Annotated in this window: 11 protein-coding genes; 8 read left to right on the forward strand and 3 right to left on the reverse strand. The window is 71.3% G+C overall.

The genetic code is table 11. From position 1 onward, the window contains the following. Nucleotides 1-64 precede the first annotated feature (64 nt). Together htpX and AB0O07_RS08835 are read left to right on the forward strand one after the other, a co-directional pair. Nucleotides 65-970 (forward strand): zinc metalloprotease HtpX, encoded by a 906-nt coding sequence (gene htpX, locus AB0O07_RS08830; RefSeq protein ID WP_365629205.1) that lies wholly within the window; start codon nucleotides 65-67, stop codon nucleotides 968-970. Between the two features lie 99 nt (nucleotides 971-1069). Further along, a complete protein-coding gene (locus AB0O07_RS08835) occupies nucleotides 1070-1660 on the forward strand; it encodes a hypothetical protein (protein WP_365629208.1) in 591 nt (196 codons plus the stop codon). 29 nt (nucleotides 1661-1689) lie between these two features. Here the strand turns inward: AB0O07_RS08835 and AB0O07_RS08840 are convergent, their stop codons facing one another. After that, complete coding sequence (locus tag AB0O07_RS08840) at nucleotides 1690-2547, reverse strand: SMP-30/gluconolactonase/LRE family protein (protein ID WP_365629211.1); 858 nt, start codon at nucleotides 2545-2547, stop codon at nucleotides 1690-1692. Nucleotides 2548-2723: 176 nt separating this feature from the next. Between AB0O07_RS08840 and AB0O07_RS08845 the strand changes: the two genes are divergently transcribed. Further along, a complete protein-coding gene (locus AB0O07_RS08845; RefSeq protein WP_365629214.1) occupies nucleotides 2724-3227 on the forward strand; it encodes a levansucrase in 504 nt (167 codons plus the stop codon). Nucleotides 3228-3357: 130 nt separating this feature from the next. Here the strand turns inward: AB0O07_RS08845 and AB0O07_RS08850 are convergent, their stop codons facing one another. Further along, complete coding sequence (locus AB0O07_RS08850) at nucleotides 3358-4350, reverse strand: LacI family DNA-binding transcriptional regulator (RefSeq protein ID WP_365630285.1); 993 nt, start codon at nucleotides 4348-4350, stop codon at nucleotides 3358-3360. Nucleotides 4351-4697: 347 nt separating this feature from the next. Here AB0O07_RS08850 and AB0O07_RS08855 point away from each other — a divergent pair, with 347 nt between their 5' ends. The 5 genes from AB0O07_RS08855 (at nucleotide 4698) to AB0O07_RS08875 (ending at nucleotide 12390) form a co-directional block, all read left to right on the forward strand. After that, nucleotides 4698-5621 (forward strand): sugar ABC transporter permease, encoded by a 924-nt coding sequence (locus AB0O07_RS08855; protein WP_365629217.1) that lies wholly within the window; start codon nucleotides 4698-4700, stop codon nucleotides 5619-5621. Between the two features lie 2 nt (nucleotides 5622-5623). After that, the gene (locus AB0O07_RS08860) at nucleotides 5624-6574 is read left to right on the forward strand and encodes a carbohydrate ABC transporter permease (protein ID WP_365629220.1); all 951 of its coding nucleotides are present in this window, start codon (nucleotides 5624-5626) and stop codon (nucleotides 6572-6574) included. A gap of 85 nt (nucleotides 6575-6659) precedes the next feature. Continuing rightward, the gene (locus AB0O07_RS08865) at nucleotides 6660-7997 is read left to right on the forward strand and encodes a sugar ABC transporter substrate-binding protein (RefSeq protein ID WP_365629223.1); all 1338 of its coding nucleotides are present in this window, start codon (nucleotides 6660-6662) and stop codon (nucleotides 7995-7997) included. Nucleotides 7998-8123: 126 nt separating this feature from the next. Beyond that, a complete protein-coding gene (locus tag AB0O07_RS08870; RefSeq protein WP_365629225.1) occupies nucleotides 8124-10181 on the forward strand; it encodes a beta-galactosidase in 2058 nt (685 codons plus the stop codon). Between the two features lie 172 nt (nucleotides 10182-10353). Then, a complete protein-coding gene (locus tag AB0O07_RS08875; protein ID WP_365629228.1) occupies nucleotides 10354-12390 on the forward strand; it encodes a glycoside hydrolase in 2037 nt (678 codons plus the stop codon). Nucleotides 12391-12493: 103 nt separating this feature from the next. On the opposite strand, the gene AB0O07_RS08880 is transcribed toward AB0O07_RS08875, so the two are convergent. Continuing rightward, nucleotides 12494-14968, reverse strand: a complete 2475-nt coding sequence (locus AB0O07_RS08880; RefSeq protein ID WP_365630288.1) for a CBM35 domain-containing protein — start codon at nucleotides 14966-14968, stop codon at nucleotides 12494-12496. Nucleotides 14969-15088 lie beyond the last annotated feature (120 nt).

The raw sequence follows: 15088 nt of genomic DNA on the forward strand, positions 1-15088 counted from the left end.
CCCTTACTCCGTTTCACGACGATGGGAGGAAAATGGCAGGAGAGCAGAGAGAGTGGAGGCGACGATGGCACGTAACCGTTACGCCCCGGACCGCGGTCTGACCACACGCATGGTGACCACCATGTTCCTGATCGGGCTGCTCTACGTGGTCCTGGTCGGCGTGCTGGTCGGCGCGGCGAGCAACGCCTGGCCGGTCATCCTGATCTTCGTCGGCGGCCTCTTCGTCGTCCAGTTCTGGTTCAGCGACAAGATCGCCGCGTTCAGCATGGGCGCCCGCGAGGTCACCCCGGAGGAGGCGCCGGAGCTGCACGGCGCCATCGACCGGATCTGCGCGCTGGCCGACATGGAGAAGCCGCGGGTCGCGATCGCCGACAGCGACATCCCCAACGCCTTCGCCACCGGCAGGAACGAGAAGACCGCACTGGTCTGCGCCACCACCGGGCTGCTCCGCCGGCTGGAGCCCGAGGAGCTGGAGGGCGTCCTCGCGCACGAGATGTCCCATGTCGCGCACCGCGATGTCGCCGTCATGACCATCGCCTCGTTCATCGGCGTGCTGGCCGGCCTCATCACCCGGATGGCGCTCTACAGCGGACTGAGCAGAAACGCCCGCAACGCCGGTCCCGCCGGGCTGCTGATCCTGATCGTCCCGCTGGTCAGCGCGGTCGTCTATGTGATCGGCTTCCTGCTGACCCGGCTTCTCTCCCGCTACCGCGAGCTCTCCGCCGACCGCGCCGCCGCGCTGCTCACCGGCCGCCCCTCGGCGCTCGCCTCCGCGCTGACCAAGGTGAGCGGCCAGATGTCCCGGATCCCGACCGAGGACCTGCGCAAGGCCCAGCCGTTCAACGCCTTCTTCTTCGTCCCCGCCCTCGCCTCGAAGGAGAGCCTGGGACAGCTCCTCTCCTCGCACCCGACGCTCGAACAGCGGCTGGAGCAGCTCGCCCGGATCTCCGCCGACCTCGCCCGCCCGTAACGCAGCTCCGGCGTCCCCTCGCTCTGCCCCCTTCCGTACGGAACCGATCCTTCCGTACGGAACCGACCCCTCTACCCCCTCTGTGAGGAACCGAACCCCGTGGGCCTTCTCGACACCATCCTCGGCCGCTCCAAGCCCGTACGCCCCGACCTCGACCAGCTCTTCTCCCTGCCGTCAGCGGCCCTCACCCTCCAGGCCGGTGCCGGGTTCACCCCCACGGGACGGGGCTCCGTCTGCTTCGCGGGCGTCGAGGGCGGCGGCTTCAGCCGGATCCGGAGCGAGGTGGCGGAGCTGCTCGACGCGGACAGCGAGCGCGCGCGGGCCGGTACGCCGGTGACCTTCAGCGAGGACACGTACGGCTACACCTGGCTGCTCGCCCAGCGCCCGCCGGAGGACACCGCCGGGCTCGTCAACGACCTGCACGCGGTCAACACCCTGCTCCAGGACGGCGGGTTCGGCCCCCATCTGCTCTGCTCGCTGCTCGGCTTCGAGGACGCCGAGCACCGCCCGCTCGCCCTCGTCTACCTCTACAAGCGCGGCACCTTCTACCCCTTCGCCCCGCTGCCCGGCGCCGGCGAGAAGCGCGACAACCAGCGCGAGCTCCAGGTCAGGGCGGTTCTCGGGGACGATCTGCGGATCGAGCGGGATCTCGCCCGCTGGTTCCCGGTCTGGGGCGCCCCCGGCCTCTGAGCGCCCCGTACGGTACGGCTCCGGCCGGGTCAGCCCGCGTACGGCAGCGGGGCGCGCCCGGCGACCCCCGGCTCCACGGTGAAGACCGCGCCCGCCGCCGGGTCCGCGCCCTCCGGGAGGTCCTGACGGGAGGTGGTGATGTAGAGCCGCCGGTAGTCGTCCCCGCCGAAGGCACAGGCGCTGACCTGGCGCGCGTCGACCTCGACCACCGCGTCCAGGGTGCCGTCGGCCGCGTACCGGCGGACCGCCGAGCCGCCCCAGAGCGCCACCCAGACGCCGCCCTCCGCGTCGAGCGCGATGCCGTCGGGCGCGCCGTCGGCCGGATCGACGGTGACCCAGGGCTCGGGGGTGGTGAAGCGGCCGGTCTCCGGGTCGAGGCGGATCTTCGCCACGCACTGGGTGGGTGTGTCGACGTAGTACGCGAAGGTGCCGTCCGCCGCCCAGACCAGCCCGTTGGAGATGGTCACCCCGGAGTGGACGACGGAGACCTCGCCGCCGGGGGCGAGCCGGTACACGGTGCCGGCGCCGGGGCGGGTGTCGTACGCCATCGAGCCGCAGTAGAAGTTGCCGGCCGGGTCGCAGCCGCCCTCGTTCATCCGGATCCCGGCGTCCTGCCACAGCTCCTCGCCCCGGGTGACGGTGCCGTCCGCCGCGATCAGCGCGAAGCCGCGCTCGACCGCAGCGACCACTCCCCCGGCGCGCCGGGGGCGCCAGGCGGCGGCGACCTCGCCGAGGTGCTGGCGCGCGTAGCCGCCCGCGCCGTCGGTGTCGAAGGTGAGCAGGTCACCCGCGAGCATGTCGACCACTCTGAGCTGCCCGGTGTACGGGTCCCAGCCGGGCCCCTCACCGTGGTACGTCACGACCCCGGTCCACTGCCGCGCGCGCATGCCCGCCCCTCTCGCCGTCGGCCCGCCGGAAGTCGGTCTCCCGGTGGATCTCCGCATGCTAGAGCTTCCGGGCGGGACGCCGCTCCGGATCCGGGGACCCCTCGGGGGGCCGGGGACCGGGGGCCCCAAGGGGACCCCCGAGCGGGGGGCCGTCGCGGACCTGACAAGATCCCGGGATGACCACCGAACAGGCTTCGGCCTATCTGAACGGCCTCGCCGAGCGGCTGGCCGCGGACGGGTGCACCACCTACCAGGACAACTGGTCGGGCGCGCCCGTGCTCGTCGGGCGGCGCGCGGACTTCCGGCTCCGCTGGATGGCCACCAAACTCCATCTCTTCACCATCGCCACGGCGGTCCCGGTGGTCGGCATCTCGACCATCGCCGGGTTCACCACCCAGAGCCTGCGGTACGCGCGGGAGAAGAAGGGCGGGCTCCCGGTCGGCCTCCAGAACGGGGTGGGCGTCTTCCCCGTCCTCGTCGCCGAGCAGGTCGATCCGGCCGCGCTCGCCTGGGCCGAGGAGAAGCAGCGCAACGACTTCGCCTGTATGGCGCGGCCGGTGGTGGTGGACCTGTCGACCGGCCGGACCGCGACCTTCCGCCGGCGGAACTTCATCGGCGGCGGGTACGCGGGCCACTTCATCAGGAAGGGCAGCGCCTACTTCCCCGAACTCGGGGGCTGAACGCCCGGGGCCCGGCGCCCTGTCGGGGCCGGATGGTCCCCGTACGGCGGTACGGGGACCATCCGGTCGCAAGGGGACCCTTCCCGGTCGTACGGGACCCTTCCCGCCCGTACGGGAGGCCCCGGCCCCGTCAGACGCCCGCCGGTGGGGCCGCCGTGCTGTGGCGGACCACCAGGCGGGTGGGGACCAGGGTGGTCCCGCGCTCCTCCCCCTGACCGCTGATCTGGCGGAGCGCGCCCTCCACGCACCGCCGGCCCACTTCCGCGAAGTCCTGGCGGACGGTGGTCAGCGGCGGTACGTACGAGCCCGCGTCCGGGATGTCGTCGAAGCCGACCACGCTGACCTGCCCGGGGACCGCGCGGCCCGCCTCGTGCAGCGCGCGCAGCAGGCCCAGCGCCATCTGGTCGTTGGCCGCGAAGACCGCCGTGCACCCGGGCTCCCGGGCCAGCCGCTGCCCGGCGCGGTACCCCGACTCGGCCGACCAGTCGCCGCGGAGCAGCGGGGGGACCTCGCGGCCCGCCGCGCGCAGGGTGGCCCGCCAGGCGTCGGCGCGGTGCTGGGCGGCGTACGACTCCTCGGGTCCTGCGAGGTGCCAGACCGTACGGTGGCCGAGGTCCAGGAGATGGCGCACCGCCTCCCGGGCGCCGCCCGCCTGGTCGGTGTCGACCACGCTGTACCGGTCGCCCGCGTTGGAGTCGACCACCACGACCCCGACATCGGGCGGGAGCGAGATGGTGGCCGCGTCCAGCAGATGGACCTCCATGATCACGATGATGGCGTCCACCGCCAGCTCGCCGAGGCGGGTGAAGGCGCCCCGCACCTGATCCTGGGTGGGGATGGCGACCGGCAGGAGCGTCGTGGCGTACCCCTGCTGCGCCGCCGAGGTGGCGATCGCCTCCAGCGTACGGACGTTGCCGGTGGTGGAGAGGGTGAACAGGATGATGCCGATGGTGCGGAACTCGCCCCGTTTCAGTGCGCGGGCCGCGCTGTTGGGCCGGTAGCCCAGCTCCTTCATCGCGGCGAGAACCTGCTCCCGCGTCGTGTCCACCACGCCGGGGTGGCCGTTGGCGACCCGCGACACGGTCTGTGAGGAGACCCCGGCGCGCCGGGCGACATCCGCCATGGACACTCTGCGACGGCGCGGCGCGCCGACCGCCGGGCGGCTCGTCCCGGCCGCCGCCGGGCGAACCGCCCCGGCCTGCGGCGACCGGTCGTCCGTCGCCGCGCTGTCCACGCTGTCAGCGATCTCCTTCACCCTGCCCTCACCCCGTGTAGTCGGCGCCCCCTTCGGCGAAAACTGGTTCCGCCGGGAATCTTGACGCCCTCCAGCACCCAATGTAAGCATCCCATCAACAGATGTTTACGTAAACATGTCGGCCGGAGGGGCTTCCGGCGGTGGCTTGTTTACGCGCGTTTCCCCTCCGGCTGCCGGGTGCCGGATGGCAGTGGACGACCAGCGAGGAACCAGTCATGACGGCTTTGTCACCGCCCTCCGCGGCGGGGCGTCCCGCCCCTCCCCAGGGCATCAAGCACCGGCGGTCCTGGATCGGCTGGGGTTTCATCGGCCCGTTCATGGCGGTGTTCGCCCTGGTCTTCCTGGCGCCGATCGCGTACTCGCTCTATCTGAGCCTGTTCCGGAACCAGTTGGTCGGCGGCAATGCCTTCGTCGGTCTGGACAACTACCGGCGGGCGATGGAGGACCCGCAGTTCTGGTCCGCGCTCGGCCGGGTGACCGCCTTCCTCGCGGTGCAGGTGCCGGTGATGCTGGGGATCGCCCTGCTGGTCGCGCTGGCCATCGACAGCGGGCGGCTCTTCGGCCGGGACTTCTTCCGGATCGCGATCTTCCTGCCGTACGCGGTGCCCGCCGTGGTCGCCGCGCTGATGTGGGGCTTCATGTACGGGCCCAGGTTCGGCCTGATCGGCGACATCAACGAGACGTTCGGCGTCGACCTGCCGAACCCGCTCTCCGCCGATCTGGTGCTCGCCTCCATCGGCAACATCGTGACCTGGGAGTTCGTCGGCTACAACATGCTGATCTTCTACTCCGCGCTGCGGGTCATCCCGCACTCGCTCTACGAGGCGGCCGAGATCGACGGCGCGGGGCAGTTCCGGGTCATCCGCTCGATCAAACTCCCCGCGATCCGGGGCGCGCTGGTCATCGCCACCATCTTCTCGATCATCGGCAGCTTCCAGCTCTTCAACGAGCCGAGCATCCTCCAGAAGCTGGCGCCGAACGCCATCACGACGTACTTCACGCCCAACTACTACACGTACTCGCTGGCCTTCTCCGGCCAGCAGCACAACTACGCGGCCACGGTGGCGATCATCATGGGGCTCTTCACCATGGTCATCGCCTATGTCGTGCAGCTCCGCGGCATGCGAAAGGAAGCGTGACGATGGGAGCCACCGCCCCGACCGCCGCGGCACCCGGCGAGCGGACCGCCGCCCCCGCCCGGAGGTCCGCCGCCACGCTCCGGGCCCCGCGCCGCCGGCACAGTGTCAACCACCCGCGCCGCAGTGTGCTGCTCACCGTGCTCACCGGCCTGGTGCTGCTCTACGCGCTGGTGCCGCTCGCCTGGCTGCTCATCAACTCCACCAAGACCCAGAAGGGTCTGCTGACCTCGCCGGGCCTCTGGTTCGACTCTGACTTCGCGTTCTTCGGGAACATCGCCGACACACTGACGTACGACGACGGTGTGTTCGTGCGGTGGCTGCTGAACACGCTGCTGTACGTGGTGGTGGGCGCGGGGGGTGCCACCTTCCTCGCCGTCCTCGGCGGCTACGCGCTGGCCAAGTTCGACTTCCCCGGCAAGCGGGGCATCTTCGCGATCGTCATCGGGGCGGTGGCGGTCCCGGGGACGGCGCTGGCGGTGCCGACCTTCCTGATGTTCAGCCAGATGGGGCTCACCAACACGCCCTGGGCGGTGATCATCCCTTCGCTGATCTCGCCGTTCGGCCTCTATCTGATGTGGGTCTTCGCCGCCGACGCGGTCCCCGGGGAGCTGCTGGAGGCCGCCCGGATCGACGGGGCGAGCGAGATCCGTACGTTCTTCACGGTGAGCCTGCCGCTGCTGGCCCCCGGGATCGTCACCGTGCTGCTCTTCACCATGGTCGCGACCTGGAACAACTACTTCCTGCCGCTGATCATGATCAAGGACCCGGACTGGTATCCGCTCACCCTGGGGCTCGACGCCTGGAACAAACAGGCCGCCACCAACGGCGGCCAGGCCATCTTCAACCTGGTCATCACCGGCTCGCTGCTCACCATCGTGCCGCTGATCGCCGCGTTCCTGCTGCTCCAGAGGTACTGGCAGTCGGGGCTCGCGGCGGGCAGCGTCAAGGAGTGACCTTCGCACCACCACCCCCCGCCCTCACCGCCTTCACCGCCTTCACCGCCTTCAGCAGATCTGACAACGAAGTGAGATGACTCTGATGTTCAACACAGCGCGCCGCACCGTGCGCGGCGCCGGACTGGCCTCCGTCCTGGCGCTCGCGCTCACCCTGACGGCCTGTGGCGGCTCCTCCGACGACAGCGCGGACACGGGCCCCGGCGATGTCAAGGCCGCCCTCGACCAGGGCGGTACCCTCACCGTCTGGACCTGGGACCTCACCATGAAGAAGGTGGCGAAGGACTTCCAGGCCGCCCACCCCAAGGTGAAGGTCAACGTCGTCAACGCGGGGACCGGCAAGGACCAGTACACGGCGCTCCAGAACGCGATATCGGCGGGCAAGGGCGTCCCCGACGTCGCGCAGATCGAGTACTTCGCGCTCGGTCAGTTCTCGCTCGCCAAGTCGGTCACCGACCTCTCCAAGTTCGGCGCGGACAAGCTGGGCGACGCGTACTCCCCCGGCCCCTGGAACGCGGTCACCTCCGGCGGCGGGGTGCACGGGCTGCCGCTCGACTCGGGCCCGATGGCGCTGTACTACAACAAGAAGGTCTTCGACCAGCACAAGATCGAGGTGCCGAAGACCTGGGACGAGTACGTCACGGCCGCCGAGAAGCTCCACAAGGCCGACCCGAAGGTGTACATCGGCGCGGACACCGGCGAGGCCGGTTTCGCGACCAGCATGATCTGGCAGGCCGGCGGTCACCCGTACTCGGTGGACGGCACCAAGGTGGGCGTCGACTTCACCGACGCGGGCTCCGCGCTCTACGCGAAGACCTGGCAGAAGCTGATCGACGGCAAGCTGCTGGCGCCCGTCACCTCCTGGACCGACGAGTGGTTCAAGGGCCTGGGCGACGGCACCATCGCCACCCTGCCCACCGGCGCCTGGATGCCGACCAACCTGTCGACCGGCGCGGCGGCGGCGAAGGGTGACTGGCGGGTCGCCCCGCTGCCGCAGTGGAAGGCGGGCGACAAGGTGAGCGCCGAGAACGGCGGCAGCTCCCTCGCGGTCCCCTCGGCGGGGAAGAACCAGGCGCTCGCCTACGCCTTCACCGAGTACGCGGCCAACGGCGCGGGCGTCAAGTCCCGCGTGGACGAAGGGGCGTTCCCCGCCACCACGGCCGAGCTGAACTCCCCGGAGTTCCTGAACAAGAAGTTCGACTACTTCGGCGGCCAGGAGGCCAACAAGATCTTCTCCGCCTCCGCCGCCGAGGTCGCGCCGGACTGGACGTACCTGCCCTTCCAGGTCTACGCCAACTCCATCTTCAACGACACGGTGGGCAAGGCGTACGCGTCCGGCACCACGCTCACCGAGGGACTGGCCCAGTGGCAGAAGCAGTCCCGTGACTACGGAGCCGAGCAGGGCTTCACCATCGCCAAGTAACACCCCGGCCGTGCGGTACGGCGGCGGTCCCGGCCCGGTCGGAACGGCGGGGCCGGCCCGGCGCCGTACCGCGCGCGCGGTCCGCCCGGACCGCGCGTACCCGGCCCGATCTTCCCGAGGAGCAAGATGACCCGCGCCCCGTCGCCCCGCTGGCTGCGCCGGCCGCACGGCGCCCCCGCCGCCCCGCGGTTCGCCTACGGAGCCGACTACAACCCGGAGCAGTGGCCACGTGAGGTGTGGCCGGAAGACGTCCGGCTGATGCGCGAGGCCGGGGTGAACATCGTCTCCCTCGCCATCTTCTCCTGGGCCAGGATCCAGCCCGCCCCCGACGTCTGGGACTTCGGCTGGCTGGACGAGATCATGGAGCTGCTCCACGAGGGCGGTATCTCCGTCGACCTGGCCACGGCGACCGCGTCCCCGCCGCCGTGGCTCACCACCCTGCACCCCGAGATCCTGCCGGTCGGGCCGCGCGGCGAGACGATCTGGCCCGGCGCCCGCCAGCACTGGCGGCCCACCTCGCCGGTGTTCCGGAAGTACGCGCTGGAGCTCACCACCCGGATGGCCGAGCGGTACGCGGACCACCCCGCGCTGGTCGCCTGGCATGTCTCCAACGAGCTGGGGTGCCACAACGTCCACGACTACTCGGAGGACGCGGCGCGCGCCTTCCGGCTCTGGCTGGCCGGCCGGTACGGCACGGTGGACGCCCTCAACCACGCCTGGGGCACGGCCTTCTGGTCCCAGCGGTACACGGAGTGGGAGCAGATCCTGCCGCCCCGGCTCGCCGCCTCGCACCCCAATCCGGGCCAGCAGCTCGACTTCAAGCGGTTCTCCTCCGACGCCCTCAAGGAGCACCTGCGCGCCGAGCGCGACGTGCTCTACCGGATCACCCCCGATGTCCCGGTCACCACCAACTTCATGGTGATGGGCGAGACCAAGGGCATGCACTACGCGGAGTGGGCCCGCGAGGTGGACTTCGTCTCCAACGACCACTACGTGCACCCGGGACCACAGGCCCTGGACGAGCTGTCGTTCTCCGCCAACCTCACCGGCTCGCTGGCGGACGGGCATCCGTGGTTCCTGATGGAGCACTCCACCAGCGCGGTCAACTGGCAGCATGTCAACCTGCCGAAGCGGAAGGGCGAGTTGGCTCGGGACGCGCTGGTCCATGTGGCGCACGGCGCCGACGCCGTCTGCTACTTCCAGTGGCGGCAGTCGGCGGCGGGCGCCGAGAAGTACCACTCGGCGATGGTGCCGCACGCGGGCCCCGACAGCGAGGTGTTCCGCTCGGTCAGCCGGCTCGGCGCGCTCCTCGGCGACCTGGCCGAGGTGGCGGGGTCGACCCGGCATCCGGCGCGGGCCGCGATCCTCTTCGACTGGGAGTCGTGGTGGGCGAGCGAGCAGGATTCCCACCCGACCGCGCTGCTCCGCTACCGGCAGGAGGCGCTGGACTGGTACTCGGCCTTCCTCGCCCTGGGGGTACGGGCCGATGTGGTCCCCGCCGGGAGCGCGCTGGACGGCTACGACCTGGTGGTGGCGCCGGTGCTCCATGTGGTGCCGCGCGCGCTCGGCAAGGAGCTGAGCGGGTACGTGGAGAGCGGCGGCCATCTGGTCACCACCTACTTCTCCGGGGTGGTCGACGAGAACGACCACGCCTGGCTGGGCGGTTACCCGGGCGCGCTCCGGGAGCTGCTGGGCATCCGGATCGAGGAGTTCGCGCCGCTGCCCGAGGGCGCCTCGGTCACCCTGGACGACGGCTCCACCGGCACACTGTGGACCGACCCGGTCACGGTCACCGATGACACGGTGGAGGTGCTCGCCTCGTACACCAGTGGCGAGCAGGCGGGCCGCCCCGCGGTCACCCGGCGGCCGGTGGGCCGGGGCTCCGCCGCGTACGTCTCCACCCGGCTCGGCGCCGAGGGGGTGCGCGGGGTGCTCGCCCGGCTCCTCGACGGCGCCGGGGTCGCCCCCGAGCTGCCCCCGGCGGCCTGCGGCCGGGTCGAGCTGGTGGTCCGCGGACAGGGCGAGGCCGAGTACCGGTTCCTGGTCAACCGTACCGACGAACCTGTCGAACTCCCCGGCGCCGAGGGCACCTTGCTGGCGCTGACGGACGGCACCCGGCCGGACCCGTCGGGGCAGGGGCCCCTGGTGCTCGGGCCGCGCGCGGTCGCGGTGGTACGCCGCTGAGCGCCGCCCCCGACGAGACCACGGATCCGGGGCCCGGGGCCTGACCAGGCGCCGGGCCCCGGCCCGGGATCCCCCCGTGAACGGAGGTGTGACCCACCGCGACCCACTCGCTCCCCAGGGCACGTGCGCAGTTCTCCCCGATGACGCGACGAGGACAAGGGAAGACCCCACGATGAAGCGACCCCGTACCATCCGGTATCTGCCGGCGGCGCTGGCCGTCGTCCTGGCCACCGGCGGTGTGCTGGCCGGCGGACCGCTGCCGGCCGCCGCGGCGGCGGATTCCGGCCCGGCCGTCACGGTCCGGCCCGACCCCTCCTACCAGGGGCAGGAGTTCGAGGGCTGGGGCACCAGCCTGGTCTGGTTCGCCAACGCGACCGGCGGCTATCCGCCGGAGATCCGCGAGAAGCTGGCCCGGCTCGTCTTCGGCGACGACGGACTGGCGCTGAACATCGCCCGGTACAACATCGGCGGTGGCAACGCGCCGGACGTCAAGGACTATCTGCGCGCGGGCGGCGCGGTGCAGGGGTGGTGGAAGGCCCCGGAGGGCACCACCCGCCACGACACCGCGTGGTGGTCGGCGGAGAACCCGGACCACTGGAACGCCGACGCCGACGCCACCCAGCGCTGGTGGGTGAAGCGGATCGCCCGGGACATCACCCACTGGGAGGCGTTCTCCAACTCTCCGCCGTGGTTCATGACCGAGAGCGGCTACGTCTCCGGCAACTTCCAGGCCGGCCAGGACCAGTTGAAGCCCGGCTCGGTGGACGACTTCGCGGCGTATCTCACCGGCGCGGTGGAGCGGCTGGAGAAGTCGAGCGGGATCGAGGTCGACACCCTCGACCCGTTCAACGAGCCCAACACCTCCTACTGGGGCACCACCCTGGGCCCGGACGGCGAGCCCGTCGGCGGCCGGCAGGAGGGCGCCCATGTCGGCCCGGAGCGCCAGCAGGAGGTCATCAAGGCGCTCGCGGCGAAGCTCGCCACCTCCCGTACGGACGCGGTGATCTCGGCGATGGACGAGACCAACCCGACGACGTTCGCCCGCAATTGGGGCTCCTACCCGCAGGACGTACGGGACCTGGTCGCCCAGCTCAATGTGCACACGTACGGCACCGGCGGGCGGACCACGGTCCGCGATCTCGCCAAGGCGGCGGAGAAGCCGCTGTGGATGAGCGAGGTCGACGGCGACTGGGGCGACGGGCAGGACTTCACCAGCATGCGGCCGGGGCTCGGACTGGCCCGGCACATCGTGGACGACCTGCGCGAACTGGAGCCCACCGCCTGGCTGTTCTGGCAGCCGGTGGAGGACTACGACAACATGAAGCCGGGCGGCGAGTCCGCGAAGGGCGGCAACTGGGGCTCCATCCAGGTGCCGTTCAGCTGCACCGCCCAGGACACCCTGAAGAGCTGCCCGGTACGGACCAACACCAAGTTCGACACGGCCCGTAACTTCACCCACTTCATCAGGCCGGGCGACCGGCTGGTGAAGACGGACGACACCACGAGCGCGGCGGCGGTCTCCGCTTCGGGCCGGGGCGCCACCGTCGTCCATGTCAACGACACCGCGGCCCCGCGCGCCGTGACGGTGGACCTCTCCGGCTTCGGCCGGATCGCCAAGGACGCCACGGTCACCCCGGTCGTCACGGACGCGGGCGGCGCCCTGGTCAAGCGGGCCCCGGTGGCGGTGCGCGGCGGTACGGCGACGGTGACCGTACCGGCCGAGTCGGTGACCAGTCTGCTGGTCAAGGGCGTATCGGGGGTGGCGAAGGGCGCCGCGGAGATACGTCCAGGACACACCTACACCCTGACCGGGGTGGGCAGTGGCAAGTCCCTCGGGGTCGCTGACGACGCCACCGGCACCGTCATCCGTACCACCGACACGGCCGACACCGGCCAGCGGTGGCGGGTGGAGAAGGTGTCCGGGTCGACCGGCAACCGGGACCGCTATGTCGTACGGAACGCCGAGCGGAAGACGCGGCTGGCGGTGCGGGACGGCGCCGCCGTGCTGGAGCCCGACCGGGGCCGGGCGCCGGCCGCCGCCCAGTGGATCCTGTCGACCACGGGGGACGGCACGTACACCCTGGTCGGCGCGGAGAGCGGGCAGCTCCTCGAAGTCGCCGGCCAGGCCACGGCGGACGGTTCGAAGGTCTCGGTGTGGACGCCCAACTCCGGGACGAACCAGCGCTGGAAGGTCACCGAGGTGAAGTAGCGCGGGCGGACCGTACGGCTCCGCACGGAACACCGAGGACCGGCCGCGACGGCCGGTCCTCGGTGCGTGTGTAGGGGTGAACGGATATGCGTACGGGGGAAGTTCAGCCCCGGACCGGGGCGAGTTCGATCCTGTCGATGTCCGGTGCCCACGCGGACGGGTTGCCCAGGGTCAGGGTGTTGGCGCCCTGCCGGAGGGTGACCGGCACGCCGAGGGTCCAGAAGTCGCCCCAGCTCCAGGTGTTCTTGAAGGTGACCTGCTGGGCCGTGCCGTTGACGGTCACCGTCGCGGTGCGCGACAGGATGTCGGTGTTGTACGCGTGGCCGTTGTCCCGCCGGTCGTTGTGCGCGTACGAGAGGACCAGGACATAGGCGCCGGCGCGGGGCGCGTCCACGGTGAAGGTGGCGGTGGACGCCGTACTGTTGCCGAGCCAGCCGATATACGTACCGCCCGAGGCGTAGGCGCTCTCCACCAGCCGTGCCCCGCCCGCGAGTCGGGCCCGCTCGCCCTCGTAGGTGAGCACCCCGGAGGTGGATCCGGCGCCGGTGACATCGAGGGTGCGCAGGGCCGTGGTGGCGGTGGTGCCGGTGGCGGTGATCCGGTTGTTGCCCGCGACGAGGTAGAGCGTCAGCGCCTGCCCGTCGGCGGCGGTCGAACTCTCCCCGTGCAGGGCGAGCCTGACAGGTCCGGAGGAGCGCGGGGTGACGGTGTAGTAGCCGTCGGCCGGGGCGTAGACGTCGAGGACCGCCGCGCCGCCGGTGCCCAGCACCACGGCGCCGGTCCCGGTCCCCGTGGAGTCGCGGTAGTCGTATGTCACCGGGCCGGACAGGTCGGCGAAGGCGGCCTCGTAGCGGGCCGAGGGGGTGGTGGCGGCGGTCAGGTCGATCCGGTCGAGGGTGACCTCGCCGTCGCCCTTGGCCAGGGTGAGGGTGTGGGTTCCCGCGGTGAGCCGGACGGGGAGTTCGCGCTTGCCCCGGTAGGTCCAGTTCTGGGTGGAGGGGTAGGAGACGGTGGCGGTCTCCGCGCCGTCGACCAGGAGTCGCTGGGTGGTCGGGGTGCCGTGCTGGTTGCCGTAGAGGATCGCGAGGTCGTAGCTGCCGGTGGCGGGCACGGAGACGGTGAACTCCACCTTGCTGGCGGCGGTGTTGAGCGATCCGACGTCCTTGGTGCCGGAGGTGGCGTAGCCGTTGGCGTTGGAGACGGTGCCCTGGGTGTAGACCTGTCCGCCGGTGATGGCCGCGTCCTCCGCCTCGTACGACGCGCTCCACGGGACGGCGGCGGCGTCGGGGGTGCCGGTGCCGGCCGGGGTGAGCAGCACCCGGTAGGCGGACATCTGGCGCAGGGAGCGCACCGGTACGGTCACGGTGCCGTCGGCGGCGACGGTGAGCTTCGTACGGCTGAGGACGCGCGGCGCGGCGTGCCGGCCCTCGTATCCGGACCAGGCGGCCTCGGCGACGGTGGCGGTGACGGAGGTGCCGAAGACCGCCGGGTCGACCCCGCGTACGGCCACCTCGGTGTCGCCCGCCGCGCCGCCGAGCAGGACCTGGGCCTGGCGGCGTCCGGTGTCGAGGGAGGCGAGCCCCTGGAGGGTGTCGACGGTGTTGGCGGCGGGCGGGGTGACCCGGACGGTCTGTCCGGTCAGCCCGGCGTACCAGCGGAAGAACCACCAGCCGCCGTTGGGGATGTTGGTGCGGACGACATTGCCGTCGAGGTTGCCGGCCGCGTCCCAGTACGCCTGGTTGGCGTAGACCTTGTTCCGCTCGAACATCGAGACCCACTGGACGAGTTGGCCGGGTACGGAGAGGTCGCGGCGGTTGGCGTACTCGTCGATGTTGACGGGGATCGGCGCGATGCCGAGGCTCCGTTCGATGGCGCGGTAGTTGTCGTGGTGGCCCTGGAAGTCGCGGAGCGAGCCCGGGCCGAGTTCATGCCAGGTGGTGACGTCCGGCAGTACGTTCTCGCGCTGGGCGAAGGTGAGGAAGTCGGTCAACAGGCGGGTGTGGTACGAGGATTCGTTGGGCCCCGCGATCCTGGCCTTCGGGTCGGCGGCGCGGATGCGCTGGTGAACGGTCTTCCAGTCCTTGAGGAACCGGTCGCGGTTGGTCTCGTACGTGCTCTGGTCGGCGACGCCCAGGTTGTACCAGATCTGGTCGGGCTCGTTGAACGGCACATAGATGAAGTGTTCGCTGTTGGGGGCCTTGGCGATGTCCTTGGCGATCGCGTCGACCTTGGTGAGGTAGTCGTCGATGCCGAGGTCCTCGTACGGCCACTGGGCGTACATGTCCTGCATCAGGACGAGGATGTCGCCGCCGCCGTTGCGGAAGAAGGACTTCGAGACGGAGATGGCGTCGCCGTTGGGGTGCTGGGCGCCGCCCTCCGGCTTCTGGGAGACGGAGGTGAGCTTGAGCGGGGCGAGTGCGGCGTCGCTCGGGACGCCGTCGTCGCCGAGCCCGTAGAGCGCGCCGTTGGCGCCGCGCAGGACCGGGCCCTCGGTGGTGGCGAGGTCGACGGTGAGGGTCTGGGTGGCCGCTGCGGCGGGCGGCGCTGCGAGTGGGGAGACGGGCGGGGAGGCGGCCATGATCGCGGCTCCGAACAGGGTGGCGGCGAGGGCGACGGGCAGCCGTCGTCTCCTCTTGCGGACGGTGCGGATGGTGCGGCTGGTGCGGGCGGTGCGGCTGGTGCGGGTCGTACGGGGGAC

The sequence above is a fragment of the Streptomyces sp. NPDC093085 genome, assembly GCF_040683935.1.
GTDB lineage: Bacteria > Actinomycetota > Actinomycetes > Streptomycetales > Streptomycetaceae > Streptomyces.